At 33.9% G+C, this 19,721-nt stretch carries 15 protein-coding genes, 2 tRNA genes and 1 riboswitch (1 of these 18 only partly in view); of the genes, 11 read left to right on the plus strand and 6 right to left on the minus strand.

The window, feature by feature from the left end:
* The 7 genes from IGJ23_RS04665 to IGJ23_RS04695 all read left to right on the plus strand — a co-directional run.
* A tRNA-Gln gene (locus IGJ23_RS04665) sits at nt 1-46 on the plus strand (it extends 26 nt beyond the left edge of the window).
* 9 nt (nt 47-55) lie between these two features.
* Nucleotides 56-140: transfer RNA gene (locus tag IGJ23_RS04670), tRNA-Leu, on the plus strand.
* A gap of 707 nt (nt 141-847) precedes the next feature.
* Nucleotides 848-1,825, plus strand: a complete 978-nt coding sequence (locus IGJ23_RS04675; RefSeq protein WP_178306082.1) for a family 43 glycosylhydrolase — start codon at nt 848-850, stop codon at nt 1,823-1,825.
* 16 nt (nt 1,826-1,841) lie between these two features.
* Complete coding sequence (locus IGJ23_RS04680; protein WP_438774655.1) at nt 1,842-3,275, plus strand: PTS transporter subunit EIIC; 1,434 nt, start codon at nt 1,842-1,844, stop codon at nt 3,273-3,275.
* Between the two features lie 40 nt (nt 3,276-3,315).
* Nucleotides 3,316-5,730 (plus strand): glycoside hydrolase family 3 N-terminal domain-containing protein, encoded by a 2,415-nt coding sequence (locus tag IGJ23_RS04685; RefSeq protein WP_438774656.1) that lies wholly within the window; start codon nt 3,316-3,318, stop codon nt 5,728-5,730.
* A 110-nt stretch (nt 5,731-5,840) separates the two neighbouring features.
* Nucleotides 5,841-6,329, plus strand: coding sequence for a PTS sugar transporter subunit IIA (locus IGJ23_RS04690; protein ID WP_178306079.1), 489 nt, complete (start codon nt 5,841-5,843; stop codon nt 6,327-6,329).
* Between the two features lie 145 nt (nt 6,330-6,474).
* Nucleotides 6,475-6,726, plus strand: coding sequence for a hypothetical protein (locus IGJ23_RS04695; RefSeq protein ID WP_438774657.1), 252 nt, complete (start codon nt 6,475-6,477; stop codon nt 6,724-6,726).
* 120 nt (nt 6,727-6,846) lie between these two features.
* Here IGJ23_RS04695 and IGJ23_RS04700 read toward each other — a convergent pair whose 3' ends face one another.
* A complete protein-coding gene (locus IGJ23_RS04700; protein WP_178306077.1) occupies nt 6,847-7,809 on the minus strand; it encodes an AraC family transcriptional regulator in 963 nt (320 codons plus the stop codon).
* Between the two features lie 150 nt (nt 7,810-7,959).
* Between IGJ23_RS04700 and IGJ23_RS04705 the strand changes: the two genes are divergently transcribed.
* The 4 genes from IGJ23_RS04705 (at nt 7,960) to yqeK (ending at nt 15,050) form a co-directional block, all read left to right on the plus strand.
* On the plus strand, nt 7,960-10,599 hold the full coding sequence (locus IGJ23_RS04705) for a glycosyl hydrolase (protein WP_367011108.1): 2,640 nt from the start codon (nt 7,960-7,962) through the stop codon (nt 10,597-10,599).
* Between the two features lie 130 nt (nt 10,600-10,729).
* Nucleotides 10,730-11,881 (plus strand): PTS transporter subunit EIIC, encoded by a 1,152-nt coding sequence (locus IGJ23_RS04710; RefSeq protein WP_438774658.1) that lies wholly within the window; start codon nt 10,730-10,732, stop codon nt 11,879-11,881.
* Nucleotides 11,882-12,669: 788 nt separating this feature from the next.
* Nucleotides 12,670-13,683 (plus strand): acyltransferase family protein, encoded by a 1,014-nt coding sequence (locus IGJ23_RS04715; RefSeq protein WP_438774659.1) that lies wholly within the window; start codon nt 12,670-12,672, stop codon nt 13,681-13,683.
* Between the two features lie 773 nt (nt 13,684-14,456).
* Nucleotides 14,457-15,050, plus strand: coding sequence for a bis(5'-nucleosyl)-tetraphosphatase (symmetrical) YqeK (gene yqeK, locus IGJ23_RS04720; RefSeq protein WP_063626849.1), 594 nt, complete (start codon nt 14,457-14,459; stop codon nt 15,048-15,050).
* A gap of 420 nt (nt 15,051-15,470) precedes the next feature.
* On the opposite strand, the gene tenA is transcribed toward yqeK, so the two are convergent.
* From tenA to IGJ23_RS04745, 5 genes are all read right to left on the minus strand, one after another.
* Nucleotides 15,471-16,154, minus strand: coding sequence for a thiaminase II (tenA, locus tag IGJ23_RS04725; protein ID WP_063626851.1), 684 nt, complete (start codon nt 16,152-16,154; stop codon nt 15,471-15,473).
* Between the two features lie 4 nt (nt 16,155-16,158).
* Nucleotides 16,159-16,788 (minus strand): thiamine phosphate synthase, encoded by a 630-nt coding sequence (thiE, locus tag IGJ23_RS04730; RefSeq protein ID WP_438775069.1) that lies wholly within the window; start codon nt 16,786-16,788, stop codon nt 16,159-16,161.
* Nucleotides 16,781-17,602, minus strand: coding sequence for a hydroxyethylthiazole kinase (gene thiM, locus IGJ23_RS04735; protein WP_368020325.1), 822 nt, complete (start codon nt 17,600-17,602; stop codon nt 16,781-16,783). Before thiM ends, thiE begins: the two co-directional genes overlap by 8 nt.
* Nucleotides 17,603-17,606: 4 nt before the next feature.
* The gene (thiD, locus tag IGJ23_RS04740; protein ID WP_438774660.1) at nt 17,607-18,410 is read right to left on the minus strand and encodes a bifunctional hydroxymethylpyrimidine kinase/phosphomethylpyrimidine kinase; all 804 of its coding nucleotides are present in this window, start codon (nt 18,408-18,410) and stop codon (nt 17,607-17,609) included.
* A 75-nt stretch (nt 18,411-18,485) separates the two neighbouring features.
* Nucleotides 18,486-18,584, minus strand: a riboswitch (TPP riboswitch).
* Between the two features lie 112 nt (nt 18,585-18,696).
* Entirely contained in the window at nt 18,697-19,644 is a 948-nt protein-coding gene (locus IGJ23_RS04745) for a sugar-binding transcriptional regulator (RefSeq protein WP_081128757.1), read from the minus strand.
* Between the last annotated feature and the right edge of the window lie 77 nt (nt 19,645-19,721).

The raw sequence follows: 19,721 nt of genomic DNA on the forward strand, positions 1-19,721 counted from the left end.
GGGACTTTGACTCCCTCATGCGTTGGTTCGAATCCAGCTACCCCAGTTTTTTTACGCCGGCGTGGCGGAATTGGCAGACGCGCTGGACTCAAAATCCAGTGCCCGTTAAGGGCGTGCCGGTTCGACCCCGGCCGCCGGTATCATAATGAACTCCTAATGTGTCTTACATTAGGGGTTTTCTTTTTGGTCTCTTTGTTAAATGATGTTGATAAAAAGGAATCTTAGAATCATTTGGACAGAAAGAAGAAAATTTCTTTCTGTTCTTTTTATTTAATTAAAATAGTTTTACCTTGACAGATAATGATCCGTCGTTTAAAAGGATAAAAATTTCGAAAACTCTAAGCAGAATAACTGTAGCAGAGAAGATTTTTAGTCTGAGTCAGAAACCTTTTAAACGTTTGTAAAGTTGTTGCACAGGTTTCCGGTAGATGGTTGATTTCTCTGCTTAAACAATATTCTTCGAAATAGATAGTTAGGTCTAGAATAATTAGGGTATCTTTAACAAGCTGTGTATAAGACATTGTGAACCCTCTTATGAATTGGTTCATTAAATTAATTCTAAAGGATTTCAAGGTGTCTTTTTTGTACTTTTAAATCATAAAAAGATGTTGGCAAATTTTACCAATATTAAAAAGTATAGAGCCGATTACTTTCAAAAGAATTAGATTTAAATTATAGAAGGAAGTATATCAGTATATTCTTTTTTTATAGAATGAAATCGAAAAATTAACGAAAATAATCGTAGAATATGATAAGAAAGTAAAGTTAATATGACATTGTGAACAATTTCTGAAAGCGTTATATTAGTGTTGTTCAAGACATACTAAATAAATAAGGGGGATAAAGTATGTGTCAAGAGATAAAGTCAGGTCAACCATGGTTTGACACAGATGGTAATCGGATTCAAGCGCATGGTGGTAGTGTAATTTACGTGAATGGACTTTATTATTTCTATGGTGAGAATAAAGAGAACACCAAAGTTGGCTCTGGTATTTGGCACAATGGAGTCAATTGTTATTCATCAGAGGATTTGGTTAATTGGAAATTTGAGGGGACTATTTTAAAGTCATCTAATGATTTAGGAAATCCGTTACATCCATCAAGAATCATGGATCGCCCACATATCATTTATAATAAAAAAAATGATGAATTTGTTATGTGGGTGAAACTTGTAGGAACTGACGAAAATCCAAGAGATTGGAACTACCAATATATGGGAGTAGCTACTTCCAAATCAATAACAGGAGAGTTCAAAATTGTTAATAAACTGATCCCATTGGACATGAGCAGTGGCGATTTTGACTTATTCGTAGATGACGATGAAAAAGCATACTTAGTCTTTGGTAAGGTTCATACAGAAATAGTAATAGCTGATTTAACTGACAATTATCTAGATTTAACAGGTAAATACACAACTCATTTACATTTTTATGGACCGCCGATTGCAAGAGAAGCACCTGCTGTATTTAAGAAGGATAATGAATATTTTATGATTACCTCTGGAACGACAGGTTACTATCCCAATTCATCGTTAGCAGCGAAAGCATCTAATATACATGGTCCATGGTATATAACAGGTGATCCGTGTATAAATGATAATGAGAAAAATTCTTTTAATTCACAAATAAGTAGTGTATTTAAAGTACCAAATAAGGAGTTGTACATCGCAATAGGCGATCGTTGGGTTGTTGACCTGACGAAAAAAATTGAGAAAAGTTCATGGAACATAGATACAAGCATTTCAGAATATGTCTGGCTACCTATTGACTTAAGTAGTGGAATACCACAAATAATTTGGCATCCACACTGGAATCCGAATAAATAGAGAAGGGGAGCCCAAAATGAGTTTGAAAGAAATGGCAAAACAAATTGTAGATGAAGTTGGTGGGAAAGACAATATTGTAAGTGTCACCCATTGTGTAACAAGATTAAGATTTGTATTAGCAGATGAATCTAAAGCAAACGATGATAAAGTAAAAAAAATAGATAAAGTTCTTGGAGTAATGAGAGCAGGTGGTCAATATCAAGTAGTTGTTGGAAATATTGTGAATGATGCCTATAAAGAAGTAGAGAACATTTTGAGCAATGAAGAAAGCAGTAAGGTAGTAACAGCTGATGGAGTTGAAATGTCTGAGGATGCTACTGGAATGAAGGATAAACTTGATTCAATTCGGGACAAAAATAAAGAAAAACTGATTAACAGAGTTTCAAGAATGCTAATGAATACAATTTATCCACTTGTACCAACAATGGCAGCAGTTGGGGTATTTAAAGGATTGCTGGCTCTGTTTGTTTTAGCTGGATTCTTAAAAGAGACTGATGGAACTTATATTATTTGGGCAGCAGCCAATGATGGTTTTTTATATTTAATGCCACTAATGATTGCGTTTTCTACAGCAAAATACATGAAGTCAAATCCATATATTGCGGCAGCAATTGCTTCGAGTATGGTATTTCCTGCAATTGTTACAGCTTTGGGTGTAGAAGCGGAGGCTATTAATTTTCTTGGTATTACTGTTCCACAAGTAGGGTATGGTAATTCTCTATTTCCAATGCTAATTGGTACAATGATTGCAGCAAAATTTGAACACTTTTTAGATAAGTATATTCCGCAATTTTTAGAATTTATCAAGATTATGATTGTTATTGTTGTTATGATTCCTTTAATGTTTCTTGCAATTGGACCGGTATTTACAGAAGTTGGGAAACTATTAGGTGGCGTTGTAACTGGAATGTATGGTTTAAGCCCAATTCTTGCAGGGTTATTTTTCGGAGCATTTTGGCAGGTATGTGTAATGTTTGGTATCCACTATGCTTTGATTCCTGTTTTGACGGATATTGTTTTACGAGAAGGTTCTAGTGCATTTAACCCAATTTTAGGTATGGGAGTTTGGGCATTAGCAGGTGCATCACTTGGTTTTGCTTTGAAAACAAAAGACAAAACGAAAAAAGCTCTTGGTTTTTCAACAATGACTTCTGCCTTATTTGGGATTACAGAGCCTGCTATCTTTGGAGTTGCTTTGACTTACAGAAAACCATTTATTGCGGCTATGATTTCTGGTGGTATCGCTGGCATGCTGTCTTCATTTCTTGGAGTTAACCAATATTCTCCAGCAACAGTTGGAGGCGTTTTAACATTTGGTGCTCACATGAATCCAAATGGTAATCCCAATTCTTTGATTGGCTGGATAATTTGTTTCTTCGTTGCATTTGGTATTAGTGCAGTCTTAACATTCTTTATGACAAAGCCAGATGAAAAACTGGATATAGCTTAGTATAGGTGTAGTAATCAAATTAAGAAAGGTTTGAGAAAAATTGAATTATCAAAATGCAAACTTATCAAATGTAGAAAGAGCTCATGATCTTCTAAAACGATTAACAACAGAAGAAAAAGTAGCTCAATTACAATGCTACAATCCGAAAGACAAAAATGGTCCTAACTTGGAAAATGATTTTTCTCATGGTGTAGGGGCAGTGGCTTTCCTTGCAGCTGCATGGGATGATTCAAAAGAAATGGTTGCAGAGAAGTTAAATACTTACCAGAAACAAGTGATGAAAAATAGTCGGTTTTCTATTCCAGCATTGTTTCATATAGAAGGATTAACTGGTGTATTGATGCCTGAAGCAACGAGTTTTCCTACTGGAATAGGAAGAGGTTCTGCTTGGAATCCATCTTTAGAAAAAGAAATGGGACAAGTAGTAGGAAAAGAGATGGACGCAGTGGGGATCAAACATGCTCTAGCCCCAGTTCTTGATGTTACAAGAGATGCTAGATTAGGAAGATATGGAGAAAGTTACAGTGAAGATCCTACATTAGTCTCAGCACTGGGTACCTCATATGTTTCAGGAATTCAGAACTCAGGTGAAAATTCAAATTACAAAATTATGGCAACTAGCAAACACTTTATTGGATATCATGCCGGGCAAGGAGGGATCCATGCAGCAGCAAGCAATATCCCTCCTAGAGAATTACAAGAAATATTTGGCAAACCATTCCAAGCAGCAATAGCTAAAGGTAATTTGAGATCTGTAATGAACCAGTATGGTACCGTTGACAGTGAACCTGTTACGGCTTCAAAAAAAATCTTAAAGGATTTGCTGAGAAAAGAAATGGGATTTAATGGATTACTAGTATCTGACTATGCTTCAATTGAAGAATTGTATACTCGTATGCATGTTTGTGAGAATGCCGATGATACGGCTGCTAAAGTATTAGATGTAGGATTTGATATGGAATTTCCAACACCTAAAGCCTATAGTGATAATTTAGTTAAATTGATTGATCAAGGAGAAATTAATCCCAAATTACTTGATGAGGCTGTTCTACGAATTCTAATCGAAAAATTTAAATTAGGACTTTTTGAAAGTCCATTTGCAAAATCTGAAGAAGAAATTTCGGAAATATTCAACCTTAAAAGTTCTAAAGAGGTTAGTCTGCAATATGCAAGAGAATCACTAGTTCTCTTAAAAAATGAGAATATTTTACCATTAAATACTGATAATAAAAAAATTGCAATTATTGGTCATTTAGGTAAATCAGTAAGAAGTTTGTTTGGCGGTTATTCATATATGAGTGTTGTTGAGTTAGCTATGGGTGCAAGAAATACAATGGCAGGTATAGAAGTTCAAGATTCTGACGTATTATGGAGAAATCAAAAGAAAGCAACTTATCCTGGTAGTATGATAGAGCTTGAAATTCCTAAATTGGAACAAGTTGCCAGGAAAGCCTACGAGCATTGCAACAATATTTTTGAAGAATTTAAAACAGCATGCCCCACAGCAGAAGTGAGTTATGAATATGGCTATCCATATGTTGGTGATGATATGAGCCAACATGAACCAGCATTAAAACTTGCTGAAGAATCTGACATAACGATTGTCACGGTAGGTGGAAAATATGGTTGGGGGACATCTTGTTCAACGGGTGAAGGTATTGATTCAAGCAGTATCAATCTTCCTGTCTGTCAAGAAGCATTTCTGGAAAAACTAGGAGAAAAGGGAATTCCTTTTATCGTTGTTCATTTAGATGGTAGACCTATTTCAAGTAATGCTGCTGATAAATACGCTCAAGCAATTATTGAAGCTTGGAATCCGGGGGAATACGGGAGCCAAGCAATTGTTGAGACAATTACTGGCAAAAATAATCCTAGTGGCAGATTACCAGTTTCTATTGCCTATAGCTCAGCTCAAGCACCACTTTACTATAATCATAGTCAAGGATCAAGCTACCATGTAGGAACAGATTCACCTTTTTCGACTTATATTGATTTACCTCATACGCCAAGATACTACTTTGGTTATGGATTGTCATACAGCACTTTTGAATACAGTGATTTGAATGTTGAGAATAAAGAGATTAAGCCATTTGAACAAGTATGTATTCAAATTACGGTGCAAAATATCAGTGATAGAACAGGTATAGAAACTGTGCAGGTCTATGTTCGAGATAAAGTTGCGTCAATGGTTAGACCAGAGCGCGAATTAGTAGGATTTTGTAAAGTGGTATTAGAACCAAATGAAAGTAAGCAAATTGAATTTTCTATTTCACCAAGTCAATTTGCATTTCTAGATGAAGATATGAAGTGGAAGATTGAAGCGGGCGAATTTGATTTGTTAGTAGGGAGTTCAGCAAACGATATTCATTTGGAAGAAAAATTCTCCATTAGTGAAAGCAAGTATATGGCAAGCAAAGATAGAAACTTCTATGCTTCTCACAAAATTTTAGACTAAATACTAATGATTAAGGCCGTGAACTTGTTCCCTTGTTTCTTTTAAGGTAATAAAACAAGTCATGGCTTTTCTTGACGATAAAGTATGTTAAAAATTTAGGAGGAAATACTATGTTCAAAATATTTAAAAAGAATAAAAGTAAAGATATTACTATTTTTAGTCCAGTAAAAGGAAAAGTTATCCCTATTGAATATATCAACGATGGGGTATTTTCTGAAAAAATGTTAGGTGATGGATTTGCAGTTATTCCTAATAGTAATGAAATATATTCTCCAGTCATCGGTAAAGTAGTAAATATTTTCCCAACAAAGCATGCGATAGGTATTCAAACAGATGCGGGATTGGAAATACTTATTCATATAGGTTTAGACACAGTTGAGCTGAATGGAGAACCTTTTGAGTTGCTGATAGATATAGGGGAAACGGTTGATGAAAATACCTTATTAATGAAGGTTGATTGGCCTTTAATAGAAGCCAAAGGGAAAGGAAACCCAGTGATAGTTGTGTTCACGGATACTGAAATAATAGACTTGATAGAAATGAAGACTGACTCTGATACGGTTGAAAAACAACCAATTGGATTAGTCCAGCTAAAGTGAAAGTTTAATACTATGAGAACTCGATACTTGCTATGGTTCAGGATATAGGGATGTGGAAAAAATTGAGTGTGCTGTCTTTAAAAAACGGTAAAGACATTAATATATCAGTCTTCAATTATAAAAAAATGAGTACATGGCTTCTTTTATGCCGAATCAACTAAGCAACTGGCCTTACAAAATATCTTATAAAAATATAGAATTGTCTGTCAAATTTGAATGTATAAAAACAAATAAAATATTTCATGGACTTGTAGAAACTAAAGGTTCAGTTTTTTCTTATACTGCAGGTAGAGGTCATAGATATTTAATCCATGACAAGAAGTATTGTGAGCAGCAAAGTAACTGGGTAAGTGAAAGTTTCTCTTCTCGAAAAAAGAGAGAAGAGAAATTCTTTTAACGCAAGAAGACAGTTGATTTATTATGACGACATTTCTTAAAAAGTAGCTAAACAATTTTAGTTACTTTTTAAGAAATTTAAAGTAATAGAAGTCTGTTACATTGCGTCTGCTATCTTTTATTATCTTTCCGAAGGTAGCTTATTGAATTTTTCTTTGTATTTATTATAGAAGAAAGTTGGGTTTGTAAAACCGGCTGCAATGGCTACATCATTAATTGTTAAGTCAGAATGTTGTAATAGCGCATGTGCACGGTCTAGTTTTTTCTCTAAAATAATTTCTGAATAACTTTTCCCAATTTTCTTTTTCAATAAGGTGCTTAGATAATTTGGTGTGTAATTAAATTTTTTGGCCAATAAAGATAAATCCAAACTTTCATAATTTGTTTCCAAATATTTTAGAATTTCCAATATTTCCTGTTCTTTGCGGCTTGTTTGACCGTTTGTTTCATAATCAAAGTCTCGAAGCAGCTTAATAAAAAAGATACTAAGATAATGACTAATGACTTGTTTATCTCCTATATTTGGAGAGTACGATTCAAGCAACATATCACAAATTGTAGAGTGAATTTTTTCAAAGTCCCTGTTTTTAAAAATAATGTATTGACGGTGATTGGCAGTTTCAGATATGACATTCATTATGAAATCTGTAATGATACCTTTATTTAAAGAATTTGAGAGCAGCTGGTTTTTAAAGTAGTTTTTATGAATCAATATATTGATTATAATATCTTGTTCTCCTGTTTCTTTAATTGAGTGAGGGACATCTGTATCAATTAGACAAATTTGTCCTTTGGTAAGGAGAACTTCTCTGCCATCAATGATTTGTGTGCATTGACCATTAAAAATATAATTGATCTCTATGAAATTGTGTATGTGTGTAGGAACTGGAGCAAATCGATTATGTTTTTGAATGGTAAAGTCGTCATTTTTAGGAATATAGCCATCAAATATATAGACTTTTTGTTGGTTAATCATCTTGAATTTCATGAATTCATAAGATTTTGAAAGAGTGTGGGTTTCTAAATAACGCAGTTCACTTTTATTTTTCTTATACAAGTTTTTTTCTAGTAATTGCAGCTCCATGAGAGTAGAAGCACTCCTTTCGTAGAAAATGATATAAAAATACATGTGTTTTGACATTGATGGATGAATGTAATCATAATACCATATTATAAGAAAATAAAAAATTTTCTTACATATGTATGAAAAATAGAAAGTGAGGAAATTAGATAATTGAAGAAAATTGTTAAGGCAATTAACCGAGAATATGATAATCATTTTTTACCTTTTTTATGGATGCATGGAGAAGATCATCAGATAATTGGTGAGTATTTAGAAAAAATCTCTGATGCAGGTATCCAATCAATTTGCATTGAATCAAGGCCGTATGAGAACTTTTTAGAGGAGCAATGGTGGTCTGATTTGTCATTTATTATTAAAGAATGTAAAAAGCTAAACATGACTGTCTGGGTACTAGACGATAAGCATTTTCCAACAGGCTATGCAGCGGGAGTAATCGAAGCACAGTATCCTCATTTACAAAAACAGTTCTTAGCAATGAAGTCATTGGATTTTGTTGGACCACGAGAAGATGCAGAAATTCTGCTAGATTGGTTGGTTTCAGAACGGCCAAATATAATGAATGTTGGGACAGAGGTAGAAAAGCTTTCGGCTCATTCAAATAACATAAAAAATGAGATCTTGGGTATTTTTGCAGCTAAGAAAACAGCCTACAGTGAAATTGATGAAGAAATAATTATTGATCTTAGTGAGTATATGAATGAACGTACGCTATTTTGGAGTGTACCTGAAGGTGAGTGGACCATTTTTGCTTTGTACACTACATTCGAAGGTGGGGAAGAAGCCACAAAAGGGTACTTAAACCCATTAGTTAAAGAATCCACACAAGTATTAATAGATACCGTTTATGAGCCTCATTATAAGCATTTTGGTAAAGAATTTGGAAAAACAATTGCTGGATTTTTTTCTGATGAACCACGTTTTGGTAATGTTAAAGGACCAAATGCATCAATTGGAAGACAAGAAATGCAACTATCATGGAGAAAAGGGTTAGAGGTTGAATTAGCAGAAAAAATGAGGATTCCTCAAGATAAAATATACCCCTATTTATTGCTATTGTTTACTGGTGAAAATAAAGAAGCGCACGAAGTTCGATACCAGTATATGAATTTAGTAAGTCAGTTGTATTCAGAGAATTTCTCCGAGGTCATTGGAGAATGGTGTAATAATCGAAATGTTGAATATATTGGTCATGTGATTGAAGATAATAACGCTCATGCTCGTTTAGGTTATGGTGCTGGTCATTTCTTTAGGTCAATGGCAGGACAGCAGATGTCAGGAATTGATGTTGTATTACATCAATTGATTCCTCGCCAAAACAATGGTTTATTTAAGTCGTATACAAGTACCGGTTGGGATGGAGAATTTTTCACATATGGATTAGCAAAATTAGGTTCCTCACTAGGTCAATTAGACCCACAAAAAAAAGGAAGAACGATGTGTGAAGTTTATGGAGCATATGGCTGGTCTGAAGGACTTCGTTTAATGAAATGGATAACAGATCACATGCTAGTAAATGGAGTAAATTATTTTGTTCCTCATGCATTTACAATGAAAAAATTTCCAGATCCTGATTGTCCACCACATTTTTATGCACATGGTCATAATATGCAATTTCCATATATGAATAAGTTGATTGAATATGTAAATCGAATCAGTTATTTGCTTTCAGAAGGGAAATTTACTAGTTCAGTTGGAGTGTTATATCATGCCGAAGCAGAGTGGTCTGGAGACTATATGTTATTTCAAAAGCCTGCTAGAACTTTAACTGAAAATCAAATTGGTTTTAATATCGTTTCTGCAGACATGCTAACCAACCAAGCACTTATTGTTGACTCAAAATTTGTGTTAAATGAAATGACATTCAATACATTGATCATACCGTATTCAGAAAGACTACCAATCAAATTGCTTAATCAGATAACCCGTCTAGCAGATAAAGGCGTATCAGTTATTTTTGTAGACGGCTATCCATTAGGGACTAGTGAAAACATAACGGATACAGAGTTATTTGAGAAGATCAAAGAAAAATGTAAAGTAAGTAATTTAAGCGATTTAAATAAGAATCTTAGAAATCAAGTGGATCAATTAGAAGTAGATAAAGTTTCTCCATATTTGAGGTATTATCACTATACTCAAAAAGATGGAGAGATATTCATGCTATTTAACGAAGATCTGTATGAACCACTAGAATTTGCTGCTTCATTTCCAACAAAAGAAGATTTATTAATCTATAATCCAATTGAAAATAGGATTGTTCGACCAACTAAAATACAAGGTAAGTACCAGGTCTATTTAGATCGCGGAGAAACACTTATTTTTTATACTGAAAATGAACTTAAACAACGTATTGAGGTGGATGAAGTTGGAATAAATGAATCATCTTTAAATCATTATCCTTGGTCTGTGGAAATTGTTAGAGGATATGGATTACCTGAAAGAAGAAATTGGAATTTTGATAAGCTACCGAATCTAACAAAGTTACCTGAATTTAGTGATTTTTCTGGTGAATTAATTTATAAAACTTACTTCGAATCTAAAAGCGAAAAGTTATCTCTGAATATTTCAGATCTATCTGAAATAGCAACAGTTCGATTAAATGGCGAGGAGATTGGAACTAAAATTTCATATCCGTATAATTTTGATTTATCCGAAAAACTTAGGGTAGGTAAAAATGAATTGGAGATAGCTGTTGTAAATAATTTAGGTCGTCATGTGAAGGACTACTTATCTCAATACTTATATTTAGACCCAGTAGGAATTTCAGGAAGTGTTACATTGATTGAATATTAAATGTCCGGTCTGCTAGTTAAAATAAAGATTAAGAAATTTATAGAGAATTGATTTCTTGATTTTTATACTATCACTGCTTGAGAAACTCGTTTAATCGCTTTGTTGGTAATTTTATGTAGGAGGGAAATGAGTGGGTAACGTGAATTTTTCAAAAGAAGTTGCTGTGACAAATAAAAGGAATGTATTTGATGCATTTTCAGCAACTGTTTCAGGTATTTTTTCTCCCGTTCTAGGGATATTAGCTGCTTCAGGTACAATTAAAGGTATATTGTCTATTCTGCAAGTAAGTCATATTCTTAAAGATGATTCAGGGACATATATTATTATATTTGCTATTTCAAATACATTTTTCTATTTTATGCCAGTTGTACTCGGTGCCTCAGCTGTAAAATATTTCAAAATAGATAGCTATTTGGGAATGATTATTGGTGCGTCAATGATTTATCCTTCACTTATTCCTTATATTTCAGAAGGAAATTTAACTTTTTTAGGTCTCTCGGTAAATATGACAGATTATACTTTTTCTGTCTTTCCAGTAATTATAGCAGTATGGTTTGCTTCAAAAATTGAAAGACAAATTCAGAAAATCCCATTAAGAGAGGTACGTTTTTTAATTCAACCAATGCTTATTTTGATAGTTATTATTCCTAGTTCTCTATTAGCTATCGGACCTTTTGTATCTTGGTTTAGTAAAATTATCGCTGTAATGATGGACTTAGTGTATAGCTTTAGCCCAATTATAGCTGGAATAGTATTAGGTGGAACATGGATTTTATTAATTATACTAGGACTACATTGGCTATTTATCCCTATTTTCATTAGCAATATAGCAGTGCAAGGGTATAATCCAATTTTAGGACTATTACTAGCAAGTCAATTTGCGATTGCAGGAGCATCTTTTGCTGCAGGACTGAAATCAGAAAAGGAAGATTTAACAGCGTTGTGTTATTCAGTAGGAGTCACTACTTTAATAGGTGTTGCTGAACCAGCTCTTTATGGAGTATTACTTCCGTTGAAAAGACCTCTTGTTGCAGCTGTAATTGGTGGCAGTGTAGGGGCAATAATTGCTGGTATGACAAATACAGTACAATATGCTTTTGGCGGATTTGGACTATTAGGAATCCCGTTAATTATCAATAGTAAAGGAATTGATGTCGGTTTTTATGGAGGAATAGCTTCTCAAATTATTGGTTTCACTGTTGCTTTCCTAATAACATTGGTTTGGGGATTAAAAAAAGAAGTAAATAAAAAGGAAATAAAAGCAGATCTATCGATGTATTAGTTAAATAATCACCCAGATGATGTAGGTAAAGAGAAATCTTAGAATCATTTGGACAGAAAGAAGAAAATTTCGGCTCTTTGTCAATAAGAACTGATGCGTGATGTTAAAAAAAATCTGAGACAGAATGAGGTTCATTCTGTCTCAGATTTTTTTGTTATAGAGCCATTTTCTTTTTGAAGCGGACTATTGTCCTACTCTCTATACAGAAAATCATTCCACATCATGAAAAGAACCGTACCTACTGCCGTATAAGAAGCTAAAATGAATAGAGGTAATGAAGATGAAGAAAACGTTTTTCTATCTGATGATTTTTATGAGTTGCTATCGCTACTGCAAAGAGCAGAAAATAGTCATTATCATGGGTGAGGGTTCTACAGGGATTCAAACGTTAGATAGCCTATGATTTTTCTGGCTTCTAGGTATAGTGAAAGTCGTTTTTACCCACTCATCTGTGTTTGAAATGATTCATCTAATCAAACTGAGTAAAGAAAATACAATAATGGTAATCATCTAATTAAAAAAATAGGGATCTATCTATTGTTTTTTTGAATACCTCAATAGTTTAAAATTGCTCCCACTCTATACAATTATGAATTAAATGAATTGGACTTTAGTCTAATGTTTTTTACATTAATCAATACTATAATTAATATAGTATTGTGGATTTAAGAAATTAAAGAGGAAAGAGAAAATATAGATGTTAGAGTTAATTATCTCCAATTTTTTTTTGTACATATTCTATTTTTATTTCTAGCCTATTAAAGTCAAATTTGCTTGTTGGAGGGATTATGGATAATAAGAATCAAAAACTATTTATTGCTCAGTTTATTGCAACAATTTGTGTTGTTGTTATTCATTGTGGAACCATTACTAATCACCCGATAGTGCATTTTTTTCTAAAAAGTATGGTTTGTCGTATTGCTGTTCCATTCTTTTTTGTAAATAATGCATATTTCTTTCGGATAAATAGTAAGAGGGAAGGATATTCGAAGATGTGGCTAAGAAGAATAGTACGTCTATATACTATAGTGTTTTTGTTGTACATTCCGTTTGGTGTTCAACTGTTACAAGTTACAGTTGATATTCAGTGGAATTTATGGTCAATATTATTGGCATTGGTAGTTAGTTTCCTATATACTGGAAGCTTCTATCACTTATGGTATTTTCCTGCTTTGATAAGTTCATTAGCTATAGTTAAATATATGTTTCAAAGATTTAGATATAAATGGATTTTTCTGGTTTGCTTTTTATTTTTTTCTGTTGGTTCCCTTGAAACGTATTCCTTATTTATATCAAATCCAATGGTCATATCAGTTATGGAAAAATACTTTAATATTTTTTTTACTACAAGAAATGGGTTATTCTTTAGTCCACTCTTTATTTCCATAGGATTTGTTTTGGCTGATAATGTACATAATTTAGAAAAGCATCGAAAGTTATTAATATATGGACTAGTCGCTGCGTGTTTTTTAGGAGGAGTCGAAGGGATAATCACATTTTATAATCAAGGAATCGATAAGAATTTTATGTATTTCACAATCCCTTTTATTTTTAGTTTGTATGGACTGCTGGTTATTTCTAAAAGTAAAATCAAAAGTTTTGAAAATTTAAACTCCTATAGTAAGAATATATTCTTGTTTCATATGATACCTATTCAAATCTTTAATATGAGACATGGCGAAATAACACCTATAAATGGATTATTCCGCTTGATGTTAGGGGTGTTTGTTCCAATAAGCATTGTTTTGTTTTACAATAAAATTGTGAAACAAATATCAATTTTTTACAAAATTAAAATGTGAGATGAATTGATGCAGCATATTTGTTTGATTATGCTGAATTAGGATTTAAGTCAGCAATCTTGTTTTGAAATAAATCATCTAGTTAAACTGAACTAAGAAAATACGAGATGGGTAATCATCTAATTAAAATAATCAGGGTTCTAGCTAAACCCCAGCCTTCGGGTATCATAGAACTTCTAATGGATCTTACATTAGGGGTTTTCTTTTTGATCTCTTTGTCAAATGATGTTGGTAAAGAGAAATCTTAGAATCATTTGGACAGAAAGAAGAAAATTTCTTTCTGTTCTTTTTATTTGGTTAAAATAGTATTACCAGGACAGATAATGATTCGTCGTTTGAAATGATAAAAATTTCGAAAACCATAAACTATGGTATGAAATAATGAGGAAGAAGTAAGAAGTAGTTAGTCTCTAAGGATAAACGATCGCCTGTGATAGCTGGGTTATTAATAGGTAGTATGATAAAGTATGAGTAACATATAAAGGATGGTGAATCATATGAAAGTTTTTAAGTTTCTCGTTAAAATGTTCTTAGCTGTAGTAATTCCTGCTTATGCCACTTATGGTTTGTTATCTGATAGGAATAAGTCAGACAGTAAGAAATCAAAACGCACTTAGATTGATTTGATGATTTTATTCGTTGTACCCTGATCCAGGGGAATCGAAAAGCTAAAAAGGAGCAAAACTATCAGAGGATGGAATGATTGTCGAACTTTATTTTTGACCTTATTAATATATAATAATGTAAAGGCATTCATTGGAAGGTGAGTTAAAATGAAGAATATTATTGAGTATAAGATACCCTTTAGTTCTAAAAATATTGAAATACAAGTCAGAGAATTTTTGAATTATTATGGGAAAGATAAAACCGTCTTTCACTCGTATGAAGTAGCCAACAAGGCGAAAGAACTTGCAGAAAAATTTAACGTACCAAAAGATAAAGCCTATCTTGCTGGTTTGTTACATGATATTAGCGTAGTCATTCCTGATGATGAAAGGATAGAACTACAAAAGAGTTTAGGGGAGGAAGTTCTAAAAGAAGAAGAGAAACTACCTATGATTCTCCACCAAAAACAATCAGTATGTATAGCAAAAGAACTATTCAATATCAAGGATAGAGAAATATTATCAGCTATTGAATGTCATACAACGCTTAAAAAAAATGCTTCTAGTTTAGATAAAGTTGTTTTCATTGCAGATAAGATTAAATGGGATAGAGACCATAGTGCTCCTTATTTAAAACAATTGAACAAAGCTTTAGACATCTCTTTAGATCAAGGGTGTAAAACCTATATTGAATGGGCTTTAACGGATATTTTCGTTTTACATCCTTGGTTAAAAGACGCAATGTGTGACTTAGGAATGTGAGTTTATGAGAAAATTCTATTTGGTTCAATAAAAGATTTTGTGCTTTTTTATGATTATATTTTCGTCAGTTAATTTTATAGAGAGATTACTATTTTTTATGTCGAATGAGTGCAATCACCGATGAGGACTAGACAAACGGTTATTCTCAAAGCAGTAAAAGTCATATACAATTTGATTTAGTAGTTTGGCGTGATCAAATAAGTTCTTTCAGATTGATGGGTTGAATAACTTCATCTTAGCGGTAGTGTAGTAGTTTTTTATAAAAAAATCAGGACCGATAGAATACTCTATCCGTCCTACAATGATTGAGTTTTCGTCTGGTATAGAGATTAAAAGGTGAGTGTCCTAGACTTAACATGTTTTACTAGATCTGCTTTAAACGAAAGCAGAAGAAGTTGTCTACTGAGATCACTATACAATTTATTCTGATAATGGAATCAGATTCATTTCTTCATGATAAGACATTTCCCAAAAAAGATACTCAAATTCCAAACTGGATATAAAAATTTGTTTTATTTTTTGTTGGTCCTTCGCACTTTTCATTTCGACTAATTCATCCAACAGGTCAAACATCCACTCAAATGATTTTTCAAAACTAGGATCTGCATATAAATCAATCCAGGAGCGATAGGGGTTCTTTTCTAAACTCGATTGATATCGTTTTTTTAAACGACTCGCATAATCGTAATAGGTCCAAGCACAGGGAAGGATAGCTGCGATGATTTCAGCGACACCTCCACTATGGCCGATCGCTAGCATATTTGTTGTATAAGAGCGATTGTAAAAAGAAGGTTGTACGGTGTTAAATTCTTCTTTTTCAATAGCATAATCCAACATATATTGGCGATGTAAGTCAAGTTCTGTTGCTAGAATACTGTATTGTGCTTCAACAAAATGAAATAATTGATGTTCATTGTCTGATTTGGTGGCAGCTAATGCGAATACTTTAGCATATTCAAATAAATACAAGTAATCTTGTAGTAAATAAAATTGAAATGTCTTTTTAGCAAGAATACCTTTTCCTAATTCTTGAATAAATGGATGATTAAATCCTTTTTCCCAGCTGTCATAAGCTTCGATTTTTAAATTTTTTGAAAATGACATTGATTTACCTCCCAATCGTCTGATCAATCAATCCTAAAAGTTCCTGACTGGCTTTTTTGATATCTTTCTTTGACAAAATAGCAGATACGACAGCAAAACCTTGAATGGGAAGTGAGTGAAAAGCTGGGATTGTTTGCTGATTGATTCCACCGATCACAATGATTGGAAGCGAGATTTGCGCACAGATTTTTTCTAATTCTTCAGTTGTGACATGTATTGCATCTGGTTTGGTATCTGTAGGAAACATTGCACCGACTCCTAGATAATCCGCACCATTTTTTTCTGCTTCGATGGCTTCTTCAACCGTTTGTACTGAAACACCGATTAGTTTATCTGGTCCAAGATGCTTACGAGCTATATTTATAGGTAAGTCATTTTGACCTATATGGAGACCGTCTGCATCACATGCCAGAGCAATATCAAAGCGGTCATTGATGATCAGGGGAACGTTATATTTTTTGGTTAATCGCTTTATCTGTATGGCTTCTTCGTAAAACTTTCTAGAATCTAACTGTTTTTCTCGGAGTTGGACAGCAGTAACGCCTCCTTCAAGTGCTTGTGAGACAGCTTCCAACAGTGTATTGGTAGTGAACAAGAGTGGATCGGTTACTAGGTAGAGCCGATAATCAATCATCGTATGCAATAAAGTCACCTCGTTCTGATAAGGTTTGATCCGTTAGTTTACTTATTTCATCTATTAAATGAGTACGTAAACTACCTGTTCCGTTGGTTTTTGCCTTTTCAAAAGCTAATTCACCAGCAACACCCATTGCAATCACGCTACTTACGGCTGCTTCAAAAAAATCATCGGAATAACCACCACAAAAAGTAGCAATTAGAGAATCTAACATACAACCAGTACCAGTAACATGGCGCATTGCAGCACAACCATTTTTTACCTGCATCGTTCGAACACCATCTGAAACGATATCGATTGCGCCGGTTATGACGATGATACAGTGAAAAGAAGAAGCTAGTGTTCGTGCAATATTGATGACTTCAGTTTCTTTTTTTTGATTCACAAGCGAAGTGTCTACTCCTTTAGCTGAAGTTTGAATACCTGCTAGACAAAGGATTTCTGAATAATTTCCACGAATGACTGTAAATTGGATACTGTTTAATAACTTTTTAGTCACATCCATACGAAATTGAGAAATACCCACACCGACTGGATCGAATATGACCGGAATTCCATGCTTGTTCGCTTCTTTGCCAGCAAGAATCATCGAATCGACGGTTTGTTCATTCAAGGTTCCTATATTGAGAACGAGTGCATCCGTTTTAGCTGTTATTTCTGCTACTTCTTGAATCGCATCAGCCATTATCGGAGAACCACCAATAGCTAAAGTAATATTGGCACAATCATTGACTGTTACATAGTTCGTTAGATGGTGAACCAACGGATTGCATGCACGAATCTGTTGGATAATCGTTTTGAATGATGACATAAAATTACTCCTCTTCAACGGTATTTTGGTAAAGCGAGTAGAAATGATTCGTAGGACCATGTCCTTGACCGATCGCCAACGAATGTTGGATTGCAAGTGTAACGTATTTCTTTGCTTCACAGACAGCCTGCTCTAAGGATTTCCCTAGAGCTAATTCAGAAGCAATAGCAGAAGATAACGTACACCCTGTCCCATGAGTATTTTTGGTTTCGATTCGTTCTGCAGTAAAGTGATAGACTTTCTTTCCATCAAAGAGCACATCGGTAGCTTCACCAGATTTATGCCCACCTTTGATTAAAACAGCTGTTCCACTATTTTCGTAGATGGTTCGTCCGACTTGTTCCATATCTGCTATTGATGAGATCGTACATTGTGCAATTTTTTCTGCTTCTGGGATATTAGGTGTAATCAAGTTAGCTAAGGGAAGAACCGTCTGAATCAGTGTATCAATCGCAGTTGGCTCCATTAACGCATTGCCGTTTTTAGCGTACATCACTGGGTCTAAAACAATATTTTGTGGTTGCCATTTTTTTAAACTTTCAGTCACTGCAAGCATTGTTTCTTGGCTAGAAAGCATCCCAATTTTTACGGCATCGGGAAAAATATCTTCAAAAACCGCATCCATTTGATCCTTGATGATTCGAGGGGAAATATCTTGGTAGGTCAATACACGAACCGTATTTTCAGCTACGACTGAGGTGATAACCGACATTCCATACACTCGATGAGCAGAAAAAGTCTTTAAATCGGCTTGTATACCCGCGCCACCACTACAATCTGATCCTGCAATACTAAGCACTTTTTTCATCTGTAATCCTCCTTAAAATAGAAAAAGACATTCCCCTAGAAAGAAGAATGTCTTGTTTGTTTTGATTTCGCATCAACAAAAAGGACATTTGCTCCCTACGCTGGTATCAACCAAACAGGTTCAAAGGGTCAGGTTTTACCTTCTCAACGCAACAGCGTCCCCCTGCAAACAAAATCATATTTTATTACTTTTTAATCATAGCGGAAATAGTTAGGAGATTCAAGAGCAGATAAAGGAAACAGTGAGAAACGGAACCGCTCTTACGTAACTTCCGTTTTTGTCATTGCTAAATATCCATATGAATCAAGTGATCCGCAATGGTGTCGGTAGTAATGATGGAGTCAATCAGTTGATTTTTACAAGCATAATAGATTCCTTGCCATTTCGCATCATCATAAGCAATAGCGATGGTTTCAGGAATTGCTTTAAGCTCTTCAAGACTTAGGCCAACCACATGCTTATTGATTGGATGATTTACTTCTTGCCCATCTTTATCATAAAAACGGGAGTTGATGTCCCCAACTGCACCAATCCCTCTTAATTGTGCCATTTCTTTTTTATTAGTATACCCGATTTCTTCCATCGTGTTGAAATGATCAGGGGAGGAGATACCGACAAGTGCTAATTCGACTTTTTTGGCTTCAGAGAGAATTTTATCAATGTAGATATTACCTTCAAATTCTTGACGAATTATCTCATTAGAAACCAGTGCTGGAGTGTAAAGATATTTTGAAGAACCACGTGTCTTTCGAGCAAATTCATGGCAAAGTTGATTGGAGTGGATATCAAAATGATCATATCCCATGCCGCCGATTAATGGAATGAATGTTGTATCAGGATAATTCTCAAATGGAAATTGAGTAACTAAGCTTTTGATTGACTTTCCCCATGAAATCCCGATTGTTTTCGCAGCTGCAATCTTATCTTTTAAAGAAATTGATGCAATTTGTCCAACCATTTTCTCGATTTCTGGATAAGATAGATTAGTTGTGTCCACCACTTTAACAAAAGATAAGGCAAATTTTTTCTCTAGTTCGGTTTCTAATTCAATGGCATAGATATTTTCACTATTAATAAAAAATTCAATGAAACCTGCTTTTCGAGCATCAATTAACCATTTAGAAATGAGTGAACGAGAGACTCCCATTTTCTTAGCAATCTGTGCTTGTGTCAGACCTTCTTTATAATATAAAGTTGCTACTTTCACCATGTTTCTTTCTTCAGATTTACTCATTTTTTCCTCCAATTGATCGTTTCACTCCAGTTATTCACTTCACTTAAATAGATCAAGTCGATCGGGTAATCATAACT

Source organism: Enterococcus sp. DIV1682a (genome assembly GCF_051711005.1).
Classification (GTDB): Bacteria; Bacillota; Bacilli; order Lactobacillales; family Enterococcaceae; genus Enterococcus_B; species Enterococcus_B hirae.